17 protein-coding genes are annotated in these 25,797 nt (G+C 54.9%); 8 read left to right on the top strand and 9 right to left on the bottom strand.

All coding sequences use genetic code 11. The features are described from left to right. Positions 1-232 precede the first annotated feature (232 nt). The 5 genes from ppdK to VEB01_RS15700 all read left to right on the top strand — a co-directional run bounded on the left by ppdK (position 233) and on the right by VEB01_RS15700 (position 7,212). Complete coding sequence (gene ppdK / locus VEB01_RS15720; protein WP_324877057.1) at positions 233-2,956, top strand: pyruvate, phosphate dikinase; 2,724 nt, start codon at positions 233-235, stop codon at positions 2,954-2,956. A 145-nt stretch (positions 2,957-3,101) separates the two neighbouring features. Beyond that, positions 3,102-4,019 carry an NAD(P)-dependent methylenetetrahydromethanopterin dehydrogenase gene (locus VEB01_RS15715; protein WP_324877056.1) on the top strand — a complete coding sequence of 306 codons (918 nt, stop codon included), beginning with the start codon at positions 3,102-3,104 and terminating at the stop codon, positions 4,017-4,019. Between the two features lie 212 nt (positions 4,020-4,231). Beyond that, a complete protein-coding gene (locus VEB01_RS15710) occupies positions 4,232-4,687 on the top strand; it encodes a globin (protein ID WP_324877054.1) in 456 nt (151 codons plus the stop codon). A gap of 45 nt (positions 4,688-4,732) precedes the next feature. After that, the gene (locus VEB01_RS15705) at positions 4,733-5,638 is read left to right on the top strand and encodes an NAD(P)-dependent methylenetetrahydromethanopterin dehydrogenase (RefSeq protein ID WP_324877052.1); all 906 of its coding nucleotides are present in this window, start codon (positions 4,733-4,735) and stop codon (positions 5,636-5,638) included. A 311-nt stretch (positions 5,639-5,949) separates the two neighbouring features. After that, on the top strand, positions 5,950-7,212 hold the full coding sequence (locus VEB01_RS15700; protein WP_324877050.1) for an alpha-amylase family glycosyl hydrolase: 1,263 nt from the start codon (positions 5,950-5,952) through the stop codon (positions 7,210-7,212). A gap of 415 nt (positions 7,213-7,627) precedes the next feature. On the opposite strand, the gene VEB01_RS15695 is transcribed toward VEB01_RS15700, so the two are convergent. Continuing rightward, on the bottom strand, positions 7,628-7,975 hold the full coding sequence (locus VEB01_RS15695) for a hypothetical protein (protein WP_324877048.1): 348 nt from the start codon (positions 7,973-7,975) through the stop codon (positions 7,628-7,630). A 73-nt stretch (positions 7,976-8,048) separates the two neighbouring features. Here VEB01_RS15695 and VEB01_RS15690 point away from each other — a divergent pair, with 73 nt between their 5' ends. Further along, entirely contained in the window at positions 8,049-9,605 is a 1,557-nt protein-coding gene (locus tag VEB01_RS15690; protein ID WP_324877047.1) for a glycogen synthase, read from the top strand. Between the two features lie 3 nt (positions 9,606-9,608). Here the strand turns inward: VEB01_RS15690 and argA are convergent, their stop codons facing one another. From argA to VEB01_RS15650, 8 genes are all read right to left on the bottom strand, one after another. Further along, positions 9,609-10,949: an amino-acid N-acetyltransferase gene (gene argA / locus VEB01_RS15685; RefSeq protein WP_324877045.1), complete on the bottom strand. Its 1,341-nt coding sequence runs from the start codon at positions 10,947-10,949 to the stop codon at positions 9,609-9,611. Positions 10,950-10,956: 7 nt separating this feature from the next. After that, a complete protein-coding gene (gene argE, locus VEB01_RS15680; protein ID WP_324877043.1) occupies positions 10,957-12,117 on the bottom strand; it encodes an acetylornithine deacetylase in 1,161 nt (386 codons plus the stop codon). 4 nt (positions 12,118-12,121) lie between these two features. After that, positions 12,122-13,825 carry a dihydroxy-acid dehydratase gene (ilvD, locus tag VEB01_RS15675; RefSeq protein WP_324877041.1) on the bottom strand — a complete coding sequence of 568 codons (1,704 nt, stop codon included), beginning with the start codon at positions 13,823-13,825 and terminating at the stop codon, positions 12,122-12,124. A gap of 69 nt (positions 13,826-13,894) precedes the next feature. After that, positions 13,895-14,521, bottom strand: coding sequence for a TIGR04211 family SH3 domain-containing protein (locus tag VEB01_RS15670; RefSeq protein WP_324877082.1), 627 nt, complete (start codon positions 14,519-14,521; stop codon positions 13,895-13,897). A gap of 269 nt (positions 14,522-14,790) precedes the next feature. Beyond that, positions 14,791-17,547, bottom strand: a complete 2,757-nt coding sequence (gene prsT / locus VEB01_RS15665; RefSeq protein ID WP_324877039.1) for an XrtA/PEP-CTERM system TPR-repeat protein PrsT — start codon at positions 17,545-17,547, stop codon at positions 14,791-14,793. A 9-nt stretch (positions 17,548-17,556) separates the two neighbouring features. Continuing rightward, on the bottom strand, positions 17,557-18,909 hold the full coding sequence (gene prsR / locus VEB01_RS15660) for a PEP-CTERM-box response regulator transcription factor (RefSeq protein WP_324877037.1): 1,353 nt from the start codon (positions 18,907-18,909) through the stop codon (positions 17,557-17,559). Then, complete coding sequence (gene prsK / locus VEB01_RS15655; protein WP_324877035.1) at positions 18,906-21,011, bottom strand: XrtA/PEP-CTERM system histidine kinase PrsK; 2,106 nt, start codon at positions 21,009-21,011, stop codon at positions 18,906-18,908. Before prsK ends, prsR begins: the two co-directional genes overlap by 4 nt. Before the next feature lie 82 nt (positions 21,012-21,093). Beyond that, positions 21,094-22,488: a TIGR03013 family XrtA/PEP-CTERM system glycosyltransferase gene (locus VEB01_RS15650; protein WP_324877033.1), complete on the bottom strand. Its 1,395-nt coding sequence runs from the start codon at positions 22,486-22,488 to the stop codon at positions 21,094-21,096. A gap of 990 nt (positions 22,489-23,478) precedes the next feature. Between VEB01_RS15650 and tviB the strand changes: the two genes are divergently transcribed. Further along, complete coding sequence (tviB, locus tag VEB01_RS15645; protein ID WP_324877031.1) at positions 23,479-24,759, top strand: Vi polysaccharide biosynthesis UDP-N-acetylglucosamine C-6 dehydrogenase TviB; 1,281 nt, start codon at positions 23,479-23,481, stop codon at positions 24,757-24,759. 18 nt (positions 24,760-24,777) lie between these two features. Further along, entirely contained in the window at positions 24,778-25,788 is a 1,011-nt protein-coding gene (locus VEB01_RS15640) for an NAD-dependent epimerase (RefSeq protein WP_324877029.1), read from the top strand. Positions 25,789-25,797: the final 9 nt, after the last annotated feature.

Genomic DNA, 25,797 nt, shown 5'->3' with positions numbered 1-25,797 from the left:
TGAAGCTCAGCTGCATTATTGAGGGAAAAGCGCTTGCCGAAGCGGAACGCGACTTGCCGGAAAGCCAGCTGTTCGGCACACGTGATCGCGCCAAACTGGAGCTAGCCAAAACATCGGCCGCTTGAAAAGACATCATCACTAGCTCGTCGGTATATTTCGGGTATCACGGCTTTAGGATTCTCCGATTCGGGATTCGAACAATGATCCAAGTCTTAATCCAAGGAGAGCAGGTATGAATAAGAAATACGTGTACGCCTTTACCGAAGGCGACGGCCGTGATAAGCGGCTTTTGGGCGGCAAAGGTGCCAACCTGTGCGAGATGACGCAAATCGGCCTGAACGTGCCGCCGGGCTTCGTCATCACGACCGAAGCCTGCCTCGAATACTTGGAGAAAAAGACCATCCCCGATGGGATCTTGGACGAAGTACGCGACCACATCGGACGACTGGAGGAAAAAACCGGCAAGCGATTCGGCGGCGAGGACAACCCTCTGTTGGTGTCCGTGCGATCCGGCTCCGCGATGTCCATGCCCGGCATGATGGACACTATCCTCAATCTGGGCCTCAACCGAAAAACGCTGCGAGGACTCATCCGGCAGACCGCCAACGAGCGCTTCGGATATGACGCGTTCAGGCGCTTCATTCAACTCTTCGGCAAAATCGCTCTGGGCGTTTCGGACGCCCTGTTCGACGAGGCTTTCGAGGACGTCAAACGGGCGGCCGGCGTCAAGGCCGACATAGCACTGAGCGCGGAGCACCTGAAGGAAATCAGCGAGCGTTTCCTGAAGATCGTGCAGGATGCAACCGGTAGGCCTTTTCCGGAAGATACCTTCGAACAATTGGAAATCGCCATCAAGGCGGTTTTCGGCTCCTGGATGGGCAAACGCGCCGTGGATTATCGCCGGGAATTCCATATTACGCCGGACATGGCCAACGGCACCGCCGTCAACGTGGTGACCATGGTGTTCGGCAACATGGGCAACGACTGCGCGACCGGCGTCGGCTTTACCCGCAATCCCGCCACGGGCGAAAACGAGATGTTCGGCGAATATCTGGTCAACGCCCAGGGCGAGGATGTGGTGGCCGGCATCCGTACACCGAAACCGGTGCATGAGATGAAACAGGAGATGCCCGAGCTGTATAGCCAGCTCGTCGACTTGCGCGACAAGCTCGAAGGGCATTACCGGGAGGTGCAAGACTACGAATACACCATCGAAAAGAGCGTTCTCTATTGCCTCCAAACCCGGAACGGCAAGATGAACGCCACGGCCATGGTAAGAACGTCGGTGGAAATGTACGACGAGGGGCTGATCGGCAAGGCGCAAGCCTTGCTGCGGGTGAATCCCTCGCATCTCGAACAGCTGCTGCACCCCTGCCTCGATCCGAGCCACATGGAAAAACCCATAGCCCAAGGCTTGCCGGCTTCGCCCGGAGCCGCCAGCGGCCGGTGCGTGTTCGATGCCGATCAAGCCGAGATCCAGGGTCGAGCCGGCGAGAAAGTCATCCTGGTGCGGGAGGAAACCAAACCGGAAGACATACACGGCTTCTTCGCCGCGCAAGGCGTTTTGACCAGCCGCGGCGGAAAAACCTCGCATGCGGCGGTGGTGGCCCGCGGCATGGGCAAAGCTTGCGTCGCCGGCGCGGAAGGCATCCGGGTGGACAGCCGGGCGCGCTTGGCTCGGGTGGGCGAAGTCACCTTACGCGAAGGCGATGTCATCACTATCGATGGCAGCACCGGCAATGTCTATCTGGGAGAAATCCCGACCATCGCGCCGAAGTTTTCGGATGAGTTGAAAACGCTGTTGTCCTGGGCCGACGAAGCCGCCCGGCTCAAGGTCCTGGCTAACGCCGACACGCCCGAGAGCGCGGCCGTTGCGATGGAACATGGCGCCATGGGCATCGGCCTCTGCCGTACGGAGCGCATGTTCAACGCCAGCGAGCGCCTTCCTCTCGTCGTGGAGATGATCCTCGCCCACGACACCGAGGAGCGGCAAGCCGCACTGGATAAGCTATTGCCCATCCAGCGCGAAGACTTCAAACAATTGCTCAAGATCGTGGCGCCGCGGCCGGTCACCATACGGCTGCTCGACCCTCCGATGCATGAATTCCTGCCGAGCGAAAATCAGTTGCTCGACGAGATCGAGTCCTTGAAGGAATACCGGTTGGCCGTAAAAGGACGCAGCACCGCTCTGAGCGCGTTGAATGCCCCTTATGCCGCGAATGATTTAAGCGAGGACCTGGTCAACAGTGTCATTGCCAAAAAGGAACAGATGCTGCGTAAAGTGAGGGAACTGCACGAGGTCAATCCGATGCTGGGCCATCGCGGCGTTCGCCTCGGCATCACCTATCCCGAAATTTACGAGATGCAGATCCGCGCCATCTTGGAAGCCACCGCGCAATGTCTGAAAGAAGGCGTGCCCGTCAATCCCGAGATCATGGTCCCGCAAGTCATCACCGCTCAGGAGCTGAAACATGTCAAAGCCAGTGTGGACAAAATCCGGCGAGAAATCGAGACAGAGTTCGGTTTGGAGCTGGCATTCAAGTTCGGCAGCATGGTGGAAACGGTCCGCGCCTGCACGCGGGCGCAAGACTTGGCTCGAATCGCCGAATTCTTCTCCTTCGGCACCAACGATCTGACCCAGGCGACTTTTTCCTTCTCCCGCGAGGACGCCGAGAACAAGTTCCTGCCGCTTTACACCGAATACGGCATTCTGCAGGACAACCCGTTCGAGGTGCTGGATATCAAAGGGGTCGGCGCGTTGATGCAAATGACCGTCGAATGGGGCCGGAAGACCAACCCGCAACTCGAGGTAGGCATCTGCGGCGAACAGGGCGGTCATCCGACCTCCATCCGGTTTTGCCATTCCATCGGGCTGGATTACGTGTCCTGCTCGCCCCACCGGGTCCCTATCGCCCGCCTGGCGGCGGCGCATGCGCAGTTGCTGGAAAACCGATAGCTCTTCTGCCCGAACAAGCCCCCGTCCGACGACGATCCCCCGCCGCCTGAACTGTGTTATGCTGGCGCGGCCAATCCGCGCCCAACTCGGCCAGGCATTTAAAGCCCCTTTGTCTCCGCTAAAAAAAATTACAGAGGACCCACGCATGGAAAAACCGTTCATCCTGCATATGTTCACCTCGGAAAAGAATCTCAGCCCGTTCGACGTCAATATGGCTTTGGACGCCGGCTGGATTTCCGCCATCCCCTACCTCAATATCGAACTGGGTGAGGTGACCGCCTTGGTGCAGGATGCGATTTTCTCGAGAGGCCCGAGCGGCGTGAAACGGACCGGCATTTTCATCGGCGGGCGGGATGTAAAAACGGCCATGGACATGCTCGGGACCGCCAAGAAATCCATGGTTCCGCCCTTTGTGATTTCCGCGTTTGCGGACCCGAGCGGTGCCTTCACCACGGCGGCCGCCATGGTCGCCATGGCGGAACGGGAGCTGGAAAAGCGCCACCAGACAACTCTGCAAGGCAAAAACGTACTCGCCTTGGGAGGCACCGGACCAGTCGGGCAGATCGCCGCCGTACTGGCCGCTAAAGCCGGAGCCAACGTAAAAATCATCGGTCGCCAGCTGGAAAGAGCCCAGAAGATCGCCGAACAATGCAATGCCGAATTCGGGGCGGGTCAAACCAACATTCAAGGCGACGCCGACGCCAATAAGCCGGAGCTTATCAAAACCGCCGACGTGGTATTCGCTACCGCCGCAGCCGGCATTGAAGTGCTGAGTGCGGAATTGATCGCCGCCGCACCGCAGCTTAAAGTCGCAGCGGATGTCAACGCGGTTCCGCCGTCCGGCATCGCCGGCCTCGGCCCTCACCACAAGGGCACGGCGATTGAAGGTTCCCGTAGCGGCGCCGTCGGGGTTGGCGCCTTGGCAATCGGCAACGTCAAATACCAGACGCAGCATAAACTGCTGAATAAAATGCGTTTCCAACTACGTCAGTCGGATAAGCCGGTTTTTCTCGATTATAACGACGCTTTCGAAGTGGCGCGGGAACACGCCAAAAAGCTTTAGAGCCTTAAAGCAGAAATTCATTAATATGCTATTTATTACTATGGCCCAATGAAACGGGTATTGCGCGATCATTATCCAGTCGGTAATTAATTACCGGATAAACCTCGGGTTAGGGACAGCCGTTCGGGGAATAAGATAGTTCGTGTACAGACGTTTAATTGCCGGCATATAAATAGTAATAATTAACTGGATCAGTCAGGAGGAGCATAGTAATGAATAATACCGCCGAGGCAATTCAAGCCGCAGACATCGATAATGATAAAATACTCAAAGAGATGGTGGACAAAAGCTACACCCGATGTCGTCTTACCGGGACATTTATAGACGATTTCTATAATGCTTTTGTCGCATCATCGCCCAAAATCGAGGAAAAATTCCGCAAAACCAACTGGGATACCCAGAAGAAACTACTGGATCAGGGGATCAGGCATTTAATTTTGTTCTTTTATGAGCCGAGTTCCGTCACGGCGGAAAAGATGATTCAGCTCGGCGAATCCCATTCCAGGTCCGGACTTAATATCGAACCGGAGCTTTACGACTTCTGGATTTCCGCCCTTATGGCAACCGTGGCCGAAAGCGATCCGAAGTTCAATCCGGAACTTGAAAAAGCGTGGGAAATAGTCGTGGAGCGTGGCATTTCCGTCCTGAAATCCATGTATGATGAATAATATCCGGAAAAACACTCTTTATTATTGAAGGAGAGAAATAAAAACATGTCTAAACGCAGTGTTTTATACATGCTCGATCCGATGCCCCACAACAGCCCTTTTGATATCAATATGGCAGTTGATGCGGATTTCGACATGATCATTCCGCTCAATCACGTAAAGCTGGAGGAAATCAACGGCCTTACTCAAGACGCCATCTTTTCACGCGGGCCGGAAGGCGTAAAGAGAACGGGCATGTTTATCGGCGGGCGCGATATCGGTTTGGCCGTGAGCATGTTAGAAACCACCAAAAAAGCCATGGTGCCTCCCTTCCAAATTTCCGTCCTCGCCGACCCCAGCGGAGGTTTTACCACGGCAGCGGCTTTGGTTGCCTTGGCTGAGAAACAGCTTAAGGAAAAGCACGGCACCGAGTTGAAAGGCTGCAACGCCGTGGTGTTCGGCGGTACCGGGCCGGTCGGCATAGCAACCGGAGTCATAGCGGCTTTGTGCGGAGCGGAAACGACTATCGTCGATCACGCATCGCTCGATAATGCCTTGGAAAAAGCCGATACCTACGGACGCATGTTCGAAACTCGACTGGAAGGCACTTGCGCGACATCCGAGGCCGATAAAGCCCACTTGCTGCATAAGGCGGACGTCGTGTTCTGCACGGCTAAGGCCGGAGTACAGGTTTTAAAAGCCAGCACCTTGGCGGAAGCGAGCCAGCTCAAGGTCGCGGCAGATGTGAACGCGGTTCCGCCATTGGGTATCGATGGCGTCAAGCGGACTGACCTAGGCGCTCCGCTCAAGTATGCCACCAAATCAGCGGGCGCCGTCGGTATCGGCGCATTGGCTGTCGGCGATTACAAATACAAGCTGCAATTGCAGTTGCTCCGTTCGCTTCTTCAACAGGATGAACCCGTGTTTTACGATTTCCGCGAGGCGTTCAAAATCGCGCGGACTATGGTCTGACACACCGGCTTCGCTGTTCCGCAAGTTCGGTCGCAAACTACGAGGGATGCCTACGGGCATCCCTTTTTCGACTGATGTTTATTTGAAGAACCAGGCATTGAATATTGTCCGCCGTTCGTTTTAGCTCTTCGACAATCGGCAACTGAAATACCGAGAACTGAAACGATAGCAAGACTGTTTTGCGGAGGCTCGCACACTTAATAACATGGGATGAACCAGGCCATGTTCATCACGGTCTATTTGATATCAAGCGTAAACCATCGAGACTCTCGCACGGCTCGTATCGCACGCCAAATGATTCCCCAGAGCTCATGAAAATTTACAATCTTTTCCCTCGCCTTGCCGGCCCTCTAAACAGTTGGAAGCCGCATCTGGAACGGGCGGCACATATGGGATTCAACTGGATCTTCGTGAATCCCATTCAAGAGCTGGGACGTTCCCGCAGCCTTTATTCCATTAAAAACTATTTTCGAATCGATCCGTCGCTGCTCAATTCCCGCTCGTCGAAATCTTCGGAGGATCAACTGCGCGAGATAGTCGGCCAGGCCGAAAGTCTCGGCCTCGGCATGATGGTCGATCTGGTTATCAATCATTGTGCCTACGATTCCGCTTTGCTGAAACAACATCCCGAGTGGTTCGCCAAAGAAGGCAAACGTATTGCCCACCCGTTCTGCATGCATGACGGAGAAAAGGTCGTCTGGCGCGATCTCGCCCAATTCGACCATCGGCATACATCCGACGCGGAAGGACTTTACCGGTATTGCCGAGAAATCGTCGAATACCTGATTGGCCTGGGCTTTAAAGGGCTACGCTGCGATGCGGCTTACCAGTTGCCCAGCCGTTTTTGGGCGCGGCTCATCGAAGAAACCAAACGGGCACATCCGGAAACCGTATTCCTTGCGGAGACCTTGGGCTGTAGTGCCGACCAGACCCGAGAAACCGCCCGAGCCGGTTTCGACTTCATTTTCAATAGCTCGAAATGGTGGGATTTTTCAGGCACCTGGCTTTTGGACCAGTATCAACTCACCCGAGAAACCGTACCGTCCATCAGCTTCCCCGAAAGCCACGATACGCCGCGCGCGTTCGCCGAATTCCAGCAGAATGTCGATACGGTCAAACAGCGCTATTTTTTCGCGGCGCTATTTTCCGCCGGCGTAATGATACCGATGGGGTTCGAATTCGGCTTTCAGAAGCCTCTCCACGTCGTCAACACCACACCTGCCGACTGGGAAACCACCGACGTGGATTTGACCGGCTACATCGAACAGATCAACCGGATAAAAAGCCGGCATCCAGTATTCGATGAGGAAAGCGTCACGCAAGTGCTCGATCATTCCAATCCGGAGATCTTGCTGATGCGGAAAGCTGCCAGCCGAAAGCGCAGCGAGGCATTGATCATCCTGAACAAAGATCCCTGGAATCGGCAAAACTTCTTCTCCGACAATCTGTACCACCTCGTCCAAAGCGAGCCCCCACTGTTCGATGTCTCGCCGGAATGGCCCCTGGACTACTTGCCGACGCCGTTCCAGTTTGAATTGACGCCGGGAATGGGGCGGGTGTTGGTGACGCAATAACACCCATCCTTCATTCGACACGTCTGTCGTTGCTCCGATTTCGGAGCCGACAGGCCCCCGAGTAAATAGGCTAACTTCCAACTTGAGCTTCCACTGCGTTTTTTCGGAACAAAGGATGGCTTAAACTAGCCCTGTCGAGTTCATGTTAGGCAACCGGACGCAACCTCATGGCCCAAAAGACCCCGCCTCCAGATACGAAAGTAGACGCTCCCGAATCTCCAAAAAAAGGAAAACTTCGAAAAGCCACGGAAAAATCAGCGAGAAAGGACGAATCCCGCACCGAAACCACTCGATCGAAAGCCACAGACGTACGCTCCTCGCCGGAGACTTCGCTTGGTCGCGCAGTGCCTCCTACAAAATCCGACACTCTACCGTCCGAGAAAACACCTGACCACAAACCGGAGAAAGACACCGCTCATCTCGCGGCAGCCATAGCTCTGGAAGAGAAATCGGCTAGAAAAGCCTTGCCTAAGGTTTCCGGAGAAAAGCGGGAAAACGCTGAACCTAAAAAGAAATCGCCTGATGCGAAGATCAATCGGGCAGATGAAAAAAAGCAACTCAAACTTGTTCCAACCGTGTCTCCTGCGAAACCCGCGGAAGCTGAAGCTTCGTCACGAGATTTAAAGAAATCGCCATATCCTGAGGAGATACAATCAGCTCCGATCTCCGACACGGACACATCTTCGATACCCGAACCGATAGCCGCCGGAGACGCAAAGACCGCTGAACAAACACCCTCTGAGGCAACGACGACCGGCGCCACACCAGCGCCGGAGCCCGTGCGGCAATATTCGAAACCTTTGGAAAAACCGGAGGAATCTCCCGAACCGGAATCCGTGTCACTGGAACCGGTACCGCCATCGGCGATTCAGGCTGAACCCGAACCGCGTGCCCACCATCACGCCTCGACGATCCCGTCGATGTATATCGTTCAGATCACGCCCGAACTCGCACCGGTCGCCAAGGTCGGCGGCCTTGCCGACGTCGTATTCGGACTCAGCAACGAATTGGAAATCCGCGGCAATCACGTCGAAATTATTCTGCCCAAATACGATTGCCTCCGTTACGACCACATCTGGGGCCTGTGCGAAACTTACGGAGACTTATGGGTACCCTGGTATGGCGGTGCTATTCATTGCACCGTCTATTTCGGATTCGTGCACGGCCGCAAGTGCTTCTTCATTGAGCCGCATTCCAGCGACAACTTCTTCAACCGCGGGAGCATCTACGGCTTCAACGACGACGTTCTGCGCTTCGCCTTCTTCACGCGGGCGGCCATGGAGTTCCTCTGGAAATCCGGCAAGAATCCCGACATCATCCATTGTCATGATTGGCAGACGGCGCTGGCGCCGATTTTTCTGTTCGAGATCTATAAATTCCTCGGCATGACCCACCCTCGGGTGTGCTTCACCATCCATAACTTCAAGCATCAGGGGGTCACCGGCACGCAATTGCTCCAGGCGACCGGGCTCAACCGGCCCGAATACTATTGCCATTACGACCGGCTGCGGGACAACTTCAATCCCCATGCGGTTAACCTGATGAAAGCCGGGGTGGTCTATTCCAACTTCGTCACGACAGTTTCCCCGCGCCACGCCAGCGAAGCCAAGGATCAGGGCCAGGGCTTCGGCCTTGAGCCGACGCTGCACATTCACCACGTTAAATATGGTGGCGTCGTCAACGGCATCGATTACAACATGTGGAACCCGGAAATCGACCGCTATATCCCGCATCACTACGGCGTCGACAACATCGAGGAAAAGTACAAGAACAAAAAGGTACTGAGAGACCGCCTGATGATCGCCGACAACGAAAAGCCCATCGTCGCTTTCGTCGGCCGACTGGACCCTCAGAAGGGACTGGAACTCATCCGCCACGCTGTTTTCTATACCCTGCATCGGCGCGGCCAGTTCGTGCTCCTAGGCTCCAGTCCGGACGGACAAATCAACAGCTATTTCTGGAGCCTGAAACATCAGCTAAACGACAATCCGGATTGCCACATCGAAATCGGCTTCAATGAGGAGCTGTCTCACCTCATCTACGCCGGCGCCGATATGATTCTGGTACCCAGCCAGTTCGAACCCTGCGGCCTGACCCAGTTGATCGCCATGCGCTACGGCACCGTGCCGATCGTACGGGAGGTCGGTGGCTTGGCCGACACCGTCTTCGACAAGGATTACTCCTATAAGCCCCTGAACGAGCGCAACGGCTATGTGTTCAGGGATTATGACTACAGCGGGCTGGAATCGGCGCTGGGACGGGCGTTGAGCTGCTATTACGATTATCCCGATCACTTCCGGGAAGTAATGAAAAACGCGATGCGCTACGATTTCTCATGGAAGAATCCCGGGCAGGATTACCTCAATATCTATGACCTCATCCGTGAGAAATAAGACTCAAGCTAGCGAGGGTTTCAACGGCTTGATCAATACCTTGGAAGCGCGGTGAGAGTTATAGGACGCGCGGCGCGCCTCAGGCAAATCGGTGGTGCGCGCCGGCTCGAAACCGCGTTCCCGGAACCAGTGCGCGGTTTGAGTCGTGAGCACGAACAGCCGTTCTATATGCAATACACGGGCTTTCGCCTCCAGATGCTCCAATAAGCGCTCGCCGCGCTTTTCGCCGCGGTAATCGTTGTGAAGCGCAAGGCAGGCCAATTCTCCCATCCGTTCTTCCTTAAACACATGTAAAGCGGCGCAGCCGATAATCAGACCGTCCCGCTCGATCACGATGAAGTCTTCGATGTCCGTCTCGAGCCGCTCCCGGGAGCGAGGGACCAGAACGCCGTTTTGTTCAAGCGGCGCAATAAGATCGAGCACCCCTGAAACGTCTTGAACCGTCGCCGGACGCATGGTCTCGAAGGCCGTTTTGCTGACCAGTGTGCCGACGCCGTCTCGGGTAAATAACTCGAGCAGCACGGCTCCATCGATATGACGATCGAGTAGATGAGCGCGGCGCACGCCATGGCAGCACGCTTCGACGGCGGCTTTGAGATGCGGAGCGACCTCGCTGTCGGCCAAGCTGTTGTCATTCTTCAGCAACACCTCCGCCTCGCCGGTCGTAAGCTGCCGGATCAGCTGGCCGTCGAAGCCGGAGAGGCAGTCTTGCTCGGTCAACAGCAGCAGCTTGTCGGCCTTGAGGGCGATGGCGGCCGAGGTGGCCACCTGTTCGGCGCTGAGGTTGAACACCTCGCCGGTAGGCGAGTAACCGATTGCGGAAAGCAGCACGATATCGCCCCGATCCAATTCTCCGCGAATCCCGTCGACATCGATGCGCCTCACTTCTCCTGTGTGCTGGAAATCCACGCCATCCCGGACGCCCACCGGCTTGGCCGTGACAAAGTTGCCGGAGGCCACCCGGATGCGCGCTCCGGCCATCGGCGAATTGGCCAAACCTTGAGACAACAAGGCTTCGATTTCCACGCGAACCGTTCCTGCGGCTTCCTTCACGCATTCGAGAGCTGTATTGTCCGTAATACGGAGTCCTTGATGATAGTGCGCCTCGACTCCACGCGATTTCAGACGGGCATCGACCTGGGGGCGAATTCCGTGCACCAGCACCAAACGCACGCCCAGGCTGTTGAGCATGGCGAAATCATGGATCGTATTCGGAAATCCGCTATCGGCGACGGCCTCCCCGCCGAACGACACTACGAAGGTTTTACCCCGATGGGCATGGATGTACGGCGAAGAATCGCGAAACCAGCGAACGTAAGCTTCCGGGGAAATCGGCGTGGGCATTCTCGACTCAGCCGCGGATGCAAAACCGTTCGATCAATCGGCTCAAGATCTCGGTCCCCGTGCGGATGTGATCCAAGGGAAGATACTCGTCGGGTTGATGAGCCTGCTCGATATGTCCGGGCCCCATGACTACCGTCTGTAGCCCGAGCCGGTTCAGAAACGGCGCCTCGGTGCCAAAGGCGACCGCGCCGGAACCGTAACCGCTCAGTTCTTCACAGCAACGGACGATTTCGGCGCTGGCATCGCTCTCGAACGGCGGCAAGCCCTCGAACATACGGCGAACTTCCAGGGATAGGCCTTTTTCTTTGGCCAATACGGGTTCGAGCCGCTTTACCAGCTTATCGTGCAAATCCTCAAGTTCCATCCCCGGTAACGGACGAATGTCGATCTGTGTTTCGCAGTGCGCGCAGATGCGGTTGGGATTGTCTCCGCCGTGGATCGAACCGAGGTTTAGCGTCGGATAATCCACTTTGAACGCCGGATTGCGGTGCCGCGCTTTGAGTTCGGCCCGGAAAGCCAGCAATTCCGATAGCACGGCGTGCATGCCCTCAATGGCATTCGCGCCCAAGGACGGATCGCTCGAATGCCCCGCCTTCCCTCTCACCACGATAGACTCGAGCATGACGCCCTTGTGCATGCGTATCGGCTTGAGGCCGGTCGGCTCGCCGATGACGGCGTAACGCCCGAGCCTCGCGTTGTCCGCCACCAGGGACTTTACTCCGGACATCGAGCTTTCTTCGTCGGCAGTAGCGAGAATCACCAAAGGATGCCGCAAGTCCTTTGCCTCGAAGCGGCTTGCCGCCTCCAGTGCCAGCGCGAAAAAAGACTTCATGTCGGCGCTGCCCAGACCATAAATACGGCCGTCCTTCTCCACGGCCTTGAAAGGATCCGAAGACCATAATTCGGGGTCGCAAGGGACCGTATCGGTATGGCCGGACAGCACCAAGCCGGTCGGGTCTTCGCGGCTGCCCAGGCTTGCGATCAGATTGGCTTTATGGCCTCCGACAGGACGAATTTCGACCGAAAAGCCCAAAGCGTCCAGCCACTCCGCCAAAAGGTTGATGACCGGCAGATTACTCTGATCGTAACGGGGATCGGTGCAACTGATCGAGGGTCGCTCGATGAGCGCCCCGATCATCTCCAGTGTTTCTGGAATCGCCCGGGACACGGTCTTAGATATCCTCCAGATTCATATCGGTCACCGCGCCTTGAGAAGCGGACGATACGAGCTTGGCGTATTTGGCGAGCACTCCTTTGGTATAACGCGGCTTGGGCTGATGCCACGACGCGAGCCGCGCGCGAATTTCATCTTCACTGAGGTGCAGGGTCAGCTCACGCTGCTCGGCATCGATCGTAATGGTGTCGCCATTCTGGACGATCGCCAGAGGACCGCCCACATGGGCCTCGGGGGTAATATGGCCGACGACGAACCCGTGGGTGCCGCCGGAGAAACGCCCGTCGGTGATGAGCGCCACGTCTTTGGCCAATCCCTTGCCCATGACGGCGGAGGTGGGCGAAAGCATCTCGCGCATGCCGGGGCCGCCCTTGGGTCCTTCGTAGCGTATGACAATCACATCGCCTTTACGGACCGTCCCGTCCAGAATCGACTTGAGGGCCAATTCTTCGCAATCGAATACCCGCGCCTGTCCCGTAAAGGAAAGCCCTTCCTTTCCGGTAATCTTGGCAACGGCTCCTTCCGGCGCAAGATTGCCTTTCAGAACCACCAAATGGCTGTCCTTTTTAATGGGATTATCCAGGGGACGTATCATCTCCTGCTCTTCGGAATAGGAACGCACATCGGTCAGGTTTTCGGCGAGCGTTTTGCCGGTAACGGTAAGACAGTCGCCGTGCAAGAGCCCCGCCTCCAGCAACATCTTCATCAAAGGTAAGATACCGCCGATTTCGATCAGTTCCGCCATGGCGTAGCGTCCGCTGGGCTTGAGATCGGCCAGCATCGGTACTTTTTTGCCGATACGGGTGAAATCATCGAGCGTCAAATCAACGCCACAAGCATTGGCCATGGCCAAAAGATGCAACACCGCATTAGTGGATCCACCCAGGGCGATTACGACGGTAATGGCGTTCTCGAACGCCGGTTTGGTCATGATGTCCCGGGGGCGGATACCGAGTTCCAAGAGTTTAAGGACCTGCTCTCCGGCTCTAGCACAATCCGACTGCTTATCGGGCGAGACGGCCGCCTGGGCGGAACTGCCGGGAAGACTCATGCCCAGCGCCTCGATTGCCGAAGCCATGGTGTTGGCGGTGTACATACCACCGCACGAACCAGCGCCGGGAATGGCTTTGGCTTCGATCTGCTGCAATTGGGCATCATCGATCTTGTCATTGGCACGGGCGCCGACAGCTTCGAACACGGACACGATGTCGAGCTTCTTCTCCCCGAGACAGCCGGGCAGAATGGTACCGCCGTAGACGAATATGGCGGGACGGTTCAGCCGCGCCAAGGCAATCAGACAACCCGGCATATTCTTGTCGCAGCCGCCAATGGCCACCACGCCGTCGAAGCCCTGGCAACCCACTACCGTCTCGATGGAATCCGCGATGACTTCTCGGGACACCAGCGAGTATTTCATTCCCTCCGTACCCATCGAGATGCCGTCCGAAATGGTGATGGTGTTGAAGACCACGGCCTTTCCGCCATTTTGATCCACACCGCGGGATGCATCATCGGCCAGACGGTTGATGTGCATATTGCAGGGCGTCACCATGCTCCAGGTGGAAGCGATACCGATCTGGGGTTTCTTGAAATCGTCATCGGTAAAGCCGACCGCGTGCAGCATGGCACGGCTCGGTGCCCGTTCCATACCGTCGACGACCTGGGATGAAAAGGAACGGGTTTCTTTATCGCTATCGCTCATCAATAATCTCCGAAAACAGGGCTCAGCCGATTTACGGCTTATAGGTAGGGAATAAATGGACTCAGCGGCCTAGAACGACGAGCCCCAACCGCTTTTCTTGCGCCAAGTCAGGCGCGGCAAGATCAATCCGAGCACGATGCCGCCGAAGAGTACGCTAGCGCCGATCATAAACCAATACTGACGATGATCCTCGTCCAAAGCATGTTTATCCCGACGAATGGTGTCCAGTTCCCGCTCGAGAGTGATAAGGTTTTCCCGCAACCTGTCGCGTTCGGCCTGAATTTGAAGGGCATTAGCAGAGGCTTGGCGGACCGCAATAAGTTCGGTGTTCAGACGGGCGGTCTCGGTTTGAAGTTGCTGGGCCGTCTTATCGGTATTTTGTTTACCCGACTCCGCAGTGGCCAGCTCGCCTTTAAGGCGCTTATTTTCTTGAAGCGCCGAATCGAGTTTTTTGGCCATTTCGTCGAGCTGATTGAGGGCAACAGGCTGTTCGGAAAGATACCGGCTGAGCATCCAGCCTTCCTCACCGCTCACCAATTTCACGAAGGAATAACCCGTTTCGGGATTTTGTTCGAGCACGTCGATTTCCGTGCCGGATGGCACCATCTTTATGATTTTGTGCTGTAAGCTCTGGCCAGTGCGCATTTGGACTTCCAATCTGTCGGTGACATAGGCCTTTTTCGCGGCATGAGCCATAAACGGGACGCAAAGAACGAGCGTGAAGAGAATTATTTTCAATGTAGTTTTTTGCATTGGCTAAGCTACTTTTACATTTTATCAACAATTAAGGGCAGGATTAATTCCACGCAATGACGGAAACTAGCGCGGATATGCTACGGCACAGAAGAACTCTATCGAGCCCACAATCCAGCCGAACTAAATCTTTCTCTCTCGTCCGACGCACACCAACCCCGAAGCCGAAAGGAGCATTGCCCCCTCTCCTTTTAAGGGGCTTGGTTAATGTGCTACAGCCCCTTAAGCAGTGCTTCGGCCTTATCCCGTCCGGCAAAGCTGTTCTTTTCCTTCAATAAGCGTTCCAGCTCCTTGCGTGCTTCATCTTTTCGTCCCAGCTTAGCCAAGGCCTCCGCCAGGTGAACTCGAATCTGCGCTATATGAGGCGCGTGGACGGCAGCATCCTGCAATAAATGCAATCCTTTTTCCTGCTTCCCGTTTTGTATGAAAACCCAACCAACCGTATCCATGACCTCCGGATTGTTCTCCGATGTCGAAAGCAATTTTTCGGCCAGGGGCAGTGCCTTACTGCCTCCCAATTCTTGATACAACCAGGCCAAATTGTTTTGGATCAGCGTATTATCCGGCTTCAGTGCATACGCCTTTTCGTAAGCGTCCACTGCTTCCTCGGATCTGCCGGCTTCCTGATACCCCATAGCCAACATCGCCCACGAATCAACGTCGTCTGTCGACGACTGCAGCCATTGACTCAGGCCGTCGAAAGCGGCTTTGTCCTCGCCCAATGCGCGATGCGTCTGAAACAAACGCCGCGCCAAGATCGAACTCGGCGCTGACTGAAAAGCCTTCTCATATGCCGGGAGCGCTTTCTTGAACAGCTTTTGGGCAAACTGCACATCGCCTTCCAATTGAAAACCCGCATGCGATTTCGGGTGTTTGGCCTTGATATCCTCCGCTATTTTTAGTGCCTGTTCGTATTTCTTGTCCTGAAGGTTTAGTTCCGCCTGGGCTAAGAGAGCCGGCACATAATCGGGAGCCTGTTTCAAAGCACCTTCCCACTCGGTTCTCGCCGCCTGCTTTTCGCCCGCCCTGTAAAGAGTTTGGGCAAGCTGATGACGGTACTCGGGATTGCTCGGAACTTTGCTCACCAGTTTCTTGAATGTCGCTACGGCACTGGCCCCTTGATCATTGGCGAGTTGGGCTAAACCGAGGTTTTGCAGCACCAGCGGCTGATCGGGATTATTGCTCTCGGCATCGCGGGCGGCTTCCAGCGCTTGCAGAGGCTTGCCCTGCGCCAGGAAATATCGAGACAACATCAGCGATGGCTGTAACGCCTTGGGATTTTTTTCACGCGCTTCCTTCAGATATTTCTCCATCTGTGGATAATCCTTGCGCATTTCGGCAATCTGAGCGAGACCAATATGCGCCGCCAGGTTTTTCGGGTTTCGCTGGCGAATTTGTTCATAACGCTGAGCCGCCGCATCGAGCTTGTTGCGACTGAGTTCCAGTTTGGCCAAATTAAGTGCGGCGGTCGCATAATCGGGCTTGAGTTTCAAAGCAGCCTCCCAGTGCTCGCGCGCCTTATCCGCATCACCCTTGGACATATAGGCGGCGCCCAGCAAATTGTCCGGCATGGGATCGCCGGGCAACTTGCTCTTCATTTTTTGGGCCGACTCGATGGCGTCTTCCGGCTTCTTTTGCTGAATCAAGGCGAGGACCAGCATCACGTCCGCTTGCAGCAGGTTCTGATCCAAGTCAACGGCGGATTTGAGATCGTCCACGGCCTGCTCCATTTGCCCGGACGCAATACGTCCCAAAGCCAGTTGCGCCTTGACCGATGCCTCGTTGGGCGCGAGTTCGGAGGCGCGGCTTAGATATTCCGTACCTGAATCGTATTGCTTGTCTTGAAGATAGGCGCTGCCAAGGAGAGCAAGAAATTGAGGATCGTTAGACGCCTGGTCTTCCACCCCCTTCAAAAGATCGACGGCTTCATGGGCACGCCCCAGTTTCATCCGTGTCGCCGCCAGCAACTTGGCCGCAGGCAAATATTTGGGAAATGCCCCGAGATATTGAGAGAGATTGTTTTCCGCGGACTCGTATTTACCCTGTTGATAAGCGATCGTGCCCAAAAGCAGTCTGCTTGGCAGATGATTCGGAAGAGCATTGGTGACCTTGACAAGAGCATCTTCAGCTACTTGAAGCTCTTTCTTCTGAAAGGCAATTAGCGCGTGAAAATAAAGCGCCAGCGGCACATCTCCCGCCGCCTTTCGAACCTCGTCGACGCCTTTCTGTGCTTCCTCCGGCTCACCCAGACCGAGATAAACCGCAGCCCGCCCCAGCCGGGCCCGCGCATCGAAAGGCTGAGCATCGAGCGCCTTGGTGAAGGCATCGACCGCCCCTTGCTGATCGCCATCCAGCCGCTTCATTTCCCCTGCGACAATCCACGCATTCACATTCTTGGAGTCCTTGGCGATCGCCTGATTGGCGTATTCGACCGCTTTCTTGTATTGCTTTTGTTGCGCCTCCAGCATGGCGAGACCCAACAAGGCATCGCTGGCGGACGAATCGAGCTTCAGAGCGGCGGCGAAACTCTCCTTCGCCCGCTCCGGCTCTTTGAGACTAACTTGGGCGAGTCCACGGATACCGTGAACTTGAGCGCGGATCGTATCGGCCAGATCTTCACCCGGCTTGATCTGGTCCAGCACGGCCTTCGGCTTGTCCTGCAACAGGTAGGCTCGAGCCAGTGGAACGATCCATTTTTCCTTGGGTGCGCTGAAATCCCGGGCTTTCTCCAGTTCCTTTGCCGCCGATGGGCCATCGCCCAGCATCAGATAGGCCTCCCCGATCAGCACGCGCGCGTCGGCGTTTTCAGGTTCACTCTGAAGCAAATTCTTCAACTGAATGACCGCCGCCTTAAACTCCCCCTTTTGGATGTAATCTTGAGCCTGTTCGAGCAGATTCTCTTCGGCTCCCACCCAGCCCTGGCCAATGATCGACGTTAGCAAGATAAGTGCTTTAAGCAAGCGAACCATGTTAACTCCCTAAATCTTAAGATTGAATTTGCTCAAAAGGGCATAGAGTGTCGGGCGTGTTATCTCGAGGATTTCAGCCGCTTTGGTGACGTTTTCGCCGGCTTCGCTCAGTGCGGCGCAGATGGCTTGGCGTTCGGCCATGTCGCGGGCCTCCCGCAAACTCCATAACCGGCGCTTGAATTCCCCCGGCGCAAGCTCCATGTCCTTGGCATCTATGAGAGAACCCGAGGCCATCACCACGGCTCTTTTAACCTTATGCTCCAACTCCCGAACGTTTCCCGGCCAGTGATACGCCTCCATGGCCGCGAAAGCCTCGTCACTGAAACCGAGGATATCTGCGCGGCGCATTTGTTGCGCGAACTTATCCAGGAAAGCACGTGCCAAAACTGCTATGTCGCCGGTTCTTTCCCGGACCGGCGGGATGTTGATGATCATTTCGTTGATGCGGAAATAAAGGTCCTCTCTAAACTTTCCCTCACTGATCAGCTTTGAAAGATTTTGGTGGGTAGCGCAAATCAGACGCACATCGACTTTGATCGGCTGCCGCCCCCCGACCCGTTCGACGACCCGTTCTTGTAGCACGCGCAACAGTTTCGGTTGTAGCGAGAGCGGAATATCGCCGATTTCATCGAGAAAAAACGTTCCGCCATCGGCTAGTTCGAATTTGCCTTTGGTTTGCTGAGTCGCACCGGTATACGCCCCTTTCTCGAAACCGAACAGTTCGCTTTCCAACAGGCTGTCCGGAATAGCCGCCGCATTGACGGCGACGAAGGGCTTTTTCGAGCGGGGGCTTAAAGCATGAAGAGAGCGCGCAAGCACCTCCTTGCCGGTACCGCTTTCCCCCAGCAGCAGCACAGTAATGTCGGTCGGCGCCAAGCGCTCGACCATGCGACAAACTTCGTGCATTTCGGGACTGGCGGCGATGACACCCTCCAAAGGATTGGTGACATGCATCCGCTGAAACTGCCGGTTTTCTTCCTCAAGCGCACAAAGACGAAATGCCCGCTCCACTACAAAAGACAGGATTTCCGGATCTATCGGCTTTTGATAGAAATCGTAAGCGCCAAGACCAATGGACTTAACCGGATTAATTTGATCGTCGTTACCGGTAATGACGATGACCTTGGTTGCCGGCGCGATAGATAGGATGTCGTTGAGTACCGCGAAGCCTTCGCTCACTCCTCCGGGATCAGGCGGCAATCCGAGATCGAGTGTAACCACAGCCGGTTGATTACGCTTGACCGCCGCGACTGCGGATTCCCGGTCGTCTGCCATCAGAACCTTGTATTGCTCGAAACTCCAGCGGAGTTGGCTTTGTAGTCCAGGATCGTCCTCGACGATCAGCAACGTTTGCTCGCTCAAGCGGACTTCACCTCGTTTAAGACAAGCTCGTCGGATTTAGAAGCGATGGGAATCGTGAAGCTGAACAGAGTGCTCTTGTCCGGCACGCTTCTCACGCTGAGTTCCCCTCCCAGAGAACGGATATATTCCCGACTCTCGTATGCACCGATACCCATTCCGGTTAAACCCTTTGTCGTTTCAAAAGGCTTGAATAAACGAGTACGGATAAATTCCTCGTCCATGCCCTGCCCGTTATCCTCAATATCGACTGTAGCATGCCCGTCCTTCCCAACGCTCATTCGAACACTCACTCGACCATTTTTGCCGGCGGCGTCCTGGGCATTGTGGATAATATGCTCGAAAGAAGACGCCAGGCGGTCGCGATTGGCTTTTACCACGATCGGCTGCCTAAACATATCACACGAGGGGATCGGGGCCTGCACCTTCCGCGACTCCACGACCTCACCAAGAAGCTCCCCCAGCTCAATCTCCTGTTCCGACTGTGCGGAGCTGGAGTTTTTCAACTGGGACATCAGCCGGCTCATTTTCCCGACCGCATGATCCACCGTTTTGATGGCGTCTCGCATAAATTCGGGGTTATTGTGATGACGCTCCGCATTGCGCACCACCAAGCTTAGTTGCGCGATAAGGTTTTTCAAATCATGGATGACAAACGCCGAAAGCCGGTTGAAACCCTCAAACTGCCTAGCTTCGGTCAAAGCCCGACCGGCATCTTCGAGTGCCAGATAGCTTGCGGCCAAACGACTGGAGGTTTTCAACAGATCGATGACTTCCCAGTTCCAGTGAATCGCGGTGCGCGGACGGGTCAACAACACCAGGCCCGACAGCCGATTTTTCTGCTGAAACAAAGGGACCAGCAACCACGCGCTTCGATTGGGTTCGAGCCATACTGGGGGAATGAGTCCATGATACGCCTCCGGCATCGTCACCATTTCAGGCAGATTGACGATCCATTCTTTATCTTCCATGTAACGAATCACGGGGTCGTTCCGATCGATATGGGGAACATTGATGTCCGGGTCGCCGAAGCTTGCGCGCCAAACGAAATGGCCGTTCGGTTCACGTACCCAAAGCGTGCCGCTCGGGCTCTCCACGGCTTGGCCTAGAGCCACGATCACGCGCTCTTCGAGCAACAGGCCGGAGCGGGTGTCCGAAAGCGTAGTGATGATTCGCAGCCATTCCTGCCGGTAATCATAGGCATAGTTGAAGAAATTCTTGCTCAGAAAGACACGCATGCGAGCCCGCATCTGCCCCGAAAAAAGCAGCAAAGCAAGCAATAAAAACGCCCCGACCAAAAATACAATTTGTGCAACAGTCCCCCATTCGCCCCCATAAATTTTGATGTAGTAGCCGGCGGTAGCCATGAGAAGCAAGTAAACGCCGGCCCCCACCAAGGTGGCTGAATGGAAAACCACCTGGCGGGAAACGAACACGTCCACCGACCATTGCGGGTTACGCGCGGCCGAAACGGCCAGAAAAGGGGTCAACAGGGCGGAAACCGCACCACGCGCCATCCAAAGATCCGGATTGATGCGCTGGAACAACAAGGCATCCGAGTAAAGATAAAAATCGTAGGCGAACATTCCCCCTAGGGCGAAACAGACAAACTTGATTCGCCATCGAAGATCAGTCCGGATGTTGCGAAAATACTGTTCGATTAGGATCAAGCCGATCAGGGCGAGACCAATATGGCCGAAAAGCTGAAATGCGGGCCGAAAAACCTCGGGATATGATCGTTCCAACGCTGGCGAAACCCAGACATAAACCAGTTGAGCACCGGCAGCGGCATGAATGCCCTGATTGATGATCTTCGATGTTGTTGAATTTGCGCCAATTCCGGCATCTTTAAGAGGACTGAGCAGCTTGCCGAAAAAGAGCAGCCAGATATAAGTCCGGACAATTTCAGCCGACCAAACGAAAGCAGCGGGAAAAAGGCGGTAAGTCTCCTGCATAGCCAATAGGCCGGACCAAACCGCGGTCGCGGATGACGCAAGGACCAACCAACGGCCTGTAACATTGCCGCGCCAACTGACCAGCAGCAACGCGCTCAAAAAGAGATAAGCTAAGAAACCTGCCAGATAGCTGACGGCACCGACAGTCATGCGTCCTCTGCGTTAGATGAAAATGCTGCACTAATCAGCGTAGCATCGATATCCAAGAACAAGATTTTTTCTAAGTCGGCGTTTAACGAGCCCCCTTGCCCCATACAACCACTTCAACGGTCTGCAACATGATGAGAAAGTCGAGAAAAAGGCTGTAATTCTTAACGTAATACAGATCGTATTGCAGCTTCTCAATGGCGTCCTGATAACTCGACCCGTACGGATAACACAGTTGCGCCCAGCCGGTGATGCCTGGCTTTACCCGGTGGCGCTCAGAGTAGTAAGGAATGGTTTCTGCGAACTTTTCCACGAATTCGGGCCGCTCCGGGCGAGGCCCAACGAAACTCATTTCACCTTTCAGAACGTTGAACAACTGCGGTAATTCATCGATGCGGGTCTTCCGAATAAACCGGCCTACCCGGGTCACACGATCATCGTTCCGGGTCGCCCATCGCGCCCGGCCGTCTTTTTCGGCATCGGTGCGCATGCTCCGGAACTTTATTACTTTGAACAATCGCCAGTTCTTACCGACGCGCACCTGATGGTAAAACACCGGCGCACGCCAGCCACTTTCAACTACGATCGCCAAGACGGTCAGCAACATGATAGGCCAACTTATAGCGAGCAAGGCAAGGCTCGCCAAAACGTCAAACACGCGCTTGGAAAGCTGCTGAAAGCCGCTGTACCGAAATCCATCGGAAAAAACCAGCCAACTGGGATGCAGGCAGTCGACACGGATCAGGCCCGCCTCGCGTTCAAAGAAGTTCAATAGATCCACCACTTCTCGGCCGTTCATCTTGCAGTCCAAAATCTCGTCAACGGCCAGCCCGCCTCGGCGGTCGTCCGGGGCTACAACAATTTCATCGATATCATGCGCAGTGGCGAATTCATTGAGAGGTACCTCCATAGCGCATAGACGGAGGGGATTTATCCGACAGGGATCTCCACCCATTTGTATGAAGCCGATGACGTGAAAGCTCGGATTGGCTGCTTTACTTTCGAACTCTTGAATCATGTTCGCGTTGTAACCCGCCCCTAAGACCAGCACTCGCCGCCTAAGCTCCTGCCGATCCACGAACTTCAGAAATAGAAAACGCGAGAACAGCGTTAACGTTAAGGCGGCTAGCAACGCATAGCCGAATACACCTCGACCTACGAAAACCGTCGGAATGACATAGAAGACCAAGCCCATCAAAATTGCACCGAGCACAAAACTTGCCAGGATTCGAAGCAGCAACCCTGCATCGCCCCCGCTCTGCACCCGTTGATAAAGGCCCATTCCCGTGGTGCTCGCCAACATGAACACACAGAAAACGGCGGACGGATTAGTTAAATCGATGGTCGAAAAGTTGCCATGGAGTTCCGGATAAAATCGTAAAACCGTCCCCATATAAAAGGCGGAGAAAAAAATGCCGCAGTCCAGTAGAAAAATAACCAGATAAACGCTTGAAATATAATGGCGAAAAACGCGAATCATAAATCTTGCCGACCCTTCATCAGATAAATTTGCCGCTAGAGTGTACGGAGTTGCCTTGTTCCGGCATGGCTACGGGATGAAAATCGGCCGAGTAGCTTTTAAAGAAAAAAATCGTATTGAAGTCATATTAAGGGGTGCTCAAGACGGCAATTGCGCTGCATGTCAGCGCTGATTTTGCTCGAAAAGTTGAGTGGATTGTTCTTGTTGTGCTCTGCCCCTGGCGCACATAATCTTATGGCTGAAAACTTACCCCTGGCACAAACGCATTCTAGGCTAGTCCACGCGCCTCTCGGCGAAGGCGCTAAATCGACTCAAACGAGCAGTCGGAATCGGATACGGAAGGTTTTATCTTGAGCCAAACCGCCCAGAAATCGAAATGGCCATTAATAAGCTTTTTTATTTTTTGCTAGAAAAGCCCAGCTTAATCCAGCACCAAGACCCTGAACGTTGATTTTTTTGCAGATGCCTAGAATAAGCTACACATAATCCACTTGTCTGGCAAAATCTCCGATTGAGCCAGGCCTTCTGCGTTATGAGCTTGGCTACGTTAAGTACTTCCCATAGCCATGAGCTTTCTCAAGCGGCATCCCAACAAGTTGGATATTTGCTTGTCTTAGGTGCGCAATCGAGGCGCCAATTTAACACATAGTTCCTTATATTTCGCCCGTCCCGATATCCTTGACGCATGGGCGCACGCGACATTCCGCCCCGATGTCCACACCACCCGAGATTGGTACAGTACCGATCAAGCCAAGGAAGAGCTTTCCGCTTCTACCACCTTCCTTTAAAATCGAATCGACGCTGTGGTATCGGTGGCGCCGCCGACCTCTCCCTTCCACGAAATCGCTTCGCTCTAACAAATGGAGAAATGCTGACCGAGCAAGGGACTGAATGTGCGAGCTATCATAGCCCAACTGTCTTCACAAGACCCTCGAGAAACATAGTCTAAGCTTTCGCTGGATTTCTAAGATTCTTCACTTATCCGGAGGCATGATGCGCTCGCTCGCTGAAGCAAAAATCGGCATAATCGGACTGGGCTACGTAGGACTTCCGCTCGCCGTGGAATTCGGCAGACACTTCGACACCATAGGCCTGGACATCAATGCCCAGCGCGTTACGGAATTGAAAGACGGACTCGATCGCTCGCTCGAGGTCGATGCCGACGAACTCGCAAGCGCGAAGCGGCTGAGCTACACCGCGAATCCCGCAGATCTCGCAGGCTGCAACGTGTATATCGTTACGGTCCCGACGCCCATAGACGCGCACAAACGTCCCGATCTGACCCCCCTGGAAAAGGCCAGCCAGACCATCGGCAAAATCCTGTCGAGAGACGACATCGTCATTTACGAATCCACGGTTTACCCGGGCGCGACCGAAGAAGTCTGCGTGCCGATTCTGGAAGCTCAATCGGGATTGGTCTTCAACCGGGATTTTTATTGCGGTTATAGCCCCGAGCGCATCAACCCCGGAGACAAGGAACACCGCGTCACCACCATCAAGAAAGTCACATCGGGCTCAACCCCGGAAATCACCGATTTTGTCGATGAGCTTTACCGTAAAATCATCACGGCGGGCACCCACAAAGCCAGCAGCATCAAGGTCGCCGAAGCGGCAAAAGTCATCGAGAACACACAGAGGGACGTGAATATCGCGCTCATCAACGAGTTGGCAATCCTGTTCAACAAGTTGGGATTGAATACTTTGGAGGTCTTGGAGGCCGCCGGGAGCAAATGGAACTTCCTTCCCTTTCGTCCGGGCCTTGTCGGCGGCCACTGCATCGGCGTCGATCCGTATTACCTCACCCATAAAGCCCAAGAAGTCGGCTATCATCCCGAGATCATCCTGGCCGGTCGCCGAATCAACGACGGAATGGGCGAGTATGTCGCTAGCCGCTTGGTCAAGCTTATGACGCAGAAGCGGCTTCAAGTCTGTCAAGCAAATATCCTCATCCTGGGATTAACTTTTAAGGAAAACTGCCCGGACATCCGGAACACACGGGTAACGGACATTATCAAAGAACTCGAGAGCTACAATGCTCGAATCGATGTTTACGATCCGTGGGCCAACCCCGAGGAGGTCCACGAGGAATACGGTATTGACCTTCTCCGGGAGCTCTCCGCAGGAAAATACGATGCTGTTGTTGTTGCAGTCGCGCATCGGGAATTCAGAGCCATGGGAATCGAAGCCATCCGCGCATTGGCAAAACCCGACGGAATCCTATTCGACGTTAAATATGCATTGCCACGCGACACCGTAGATGAGCACCTCTAATCCACAGGAATATAGCCAATGAAAGTATTGGTCACAGGCACGGCGGGGTTTATCGGCGCTGCGTTGGCGCAGGTGCTCCTTGCTCGCGGGGACGAAGTTATCGGCATCGACAACGTCAACGATTACTATGATGTCGGCTTGAAAGAAGCGCGGCTCGCCCGGCTGAAAAATCATTCCGGCTTCACGGAAATCCGCATTGCCCTGGAAGACCGAGAACGCCTGAATCAGGCGTTCTCGGATCACCGGCCGCAGCGCGTCGTCAATCTCGCTGCCCAGGCAGGGGTGAGATATTCGCTGACGCATCCTCACGCCTACATCGACGCAAATCTGGTGGGTTTCTGCAACATACTGGAAGCTTGCCGGCATCACGAAATCGAGCATCTGGTTTATGCCTCTTCCAGCTCCGTTTACGGCGCCAATACCGTTATGCCGTTTTCGGTCCACCATAACGTCGACCACCCGGTGAGCCTGTACGCGGCCACGAAGAAAGCAAACGAACTGATGGCGCATACTTACAGCCACCTTTACAGCCTACCGACCACCGGATTGCGCTTTTTCACCGTATACGGGCCCTGGGGCCGCCCGGACATGGCCTTGTTCATGTTCACCCGGAATATCCTCGAAGGGAAACCGATAGACGTCTTCAACTTCGGCCGGCACCGTCGCGACTTCACCTATATCGACGACATCGTTGAGGGCGTAGTCAGGGTTCTCGACAACATCGCCGCACCCAACCCGAATTGGAACAGTGAGCACCCGGATCCCGGCACCGGTAAAGCACCTTACCGCCTTTACAATATCGGCAATCACCAACCGGTTGAGCTCATGCGCTTCATCGAAGTGCTGGAAGAGTGCCTGGGCAAGAAAGCAGACAAAAACTTTCTCCCCATGCAGAGCGGCGATGTACCCGCCACCTACGCGGATGTAGACGATCTTATACGTGATGTAGGCTACCAACCGGCAACCCCTATAGAATCCGGAATTGCCAACTTTGTCGGCTGGTATAAAGACTATTACGGCTGTTCCTAACCGGACGCT

It is taken from the genome of Methylocaldum sp., assembly GCF_035627495.1.
GTDB lineage: Bacteria > Pseudomonadota > Gammaproteobacteria > Methylococcales > Methylococcaceae > Methylocaldum.
This window is presented reverse-complemented; position numbering and strand designations above follow the sequence as displayed.

Coding starts and splice junctions, on each gene's coding strand:
- ppdK (WP_324877057.1), top strand. CDS start 233: ATGAATAAGAAATACGTGTACGCCTTTACCGAAGGCGACGGCCGTGAT.
- VEB01_RS15715 (WP_324877056.1), top strand. CDS start 3,102: ATGGAAAAACCGTTCATCCTGCATATGTTCACCTCGGAAAAGAATCTC.
- VEB01_RS15710 (WP_324877054.1), top strand. CDS start 4,232: ATGAATAATACCGCCGAGGCAATTCAAGCCGCAGACATCGATAATGAT.
- VEB01_RS15705 (WP_324877052.1), top strand. CDS start 4,733: ATGTCTAAACGCAGTGTTTTATACATGCTCGATCCGATGCCCCACAAC.
- VEB01_RS15700 (WP_324877050.1), top strand. CDS start 5,950: ATGAAAATTTACAATCTTTTCCCTCGCCTTGCCGGCCCTCTAAACAGT.
- argA (WP_324877045.1), bottom strand. CDS start 10,949: ATGCCCACGCCGATTTCCCCGGAAGCTTACGTTCGCTGGTTTCGCGAT.
- ilvD (WP_324877041.1), bottom strand. CDS start 13,825: ATGAGCGATAGCGATAAAGAAACCCGTTCCTTTTCATCCCAGGTCGTC.
- VEB01_RS15670 (WP_324877082.1), bottom strand. CDS start 14,521: ATGGCTCATGCCGCGAAAAAGGCCTATGTCACCGACAGATTGGAAGTC.
- prsT (WP_324877039.1), bottom strand. CDS start 17,547: ATGGTTCGCTTGCTTAAAGCACTTATCTTGCTAACGTCGATCATTGGC.
- prsK (WP_324877035.1), bottom strand. CDS start 21,011: ATGACTGTCGGTGCCGTCAGCTATCTGGCAGGTTTCTTAGCTTATCTC.
- VEB01_RS15650 (WP_324877033.1), bottom strand. CDS start 22,488: ATGATTCGCGTTTTTCGCCATTATATTTCAAGCGTTTATCTGGTTATT.
- tviB (WP_324877031.1), top strand. CDS start 23,479: ATGATGCGCTCGCTCGCTGAAGCAAAAATCGGCATAATCGGACTGGGC.
- VEB01_RS15640 (WP_324877029.1), top strand. CDS start 24,778: ATGAAAGTATTGGTCACAGGCACGGCGGGGTTTATCGGCGCTGCGTTG.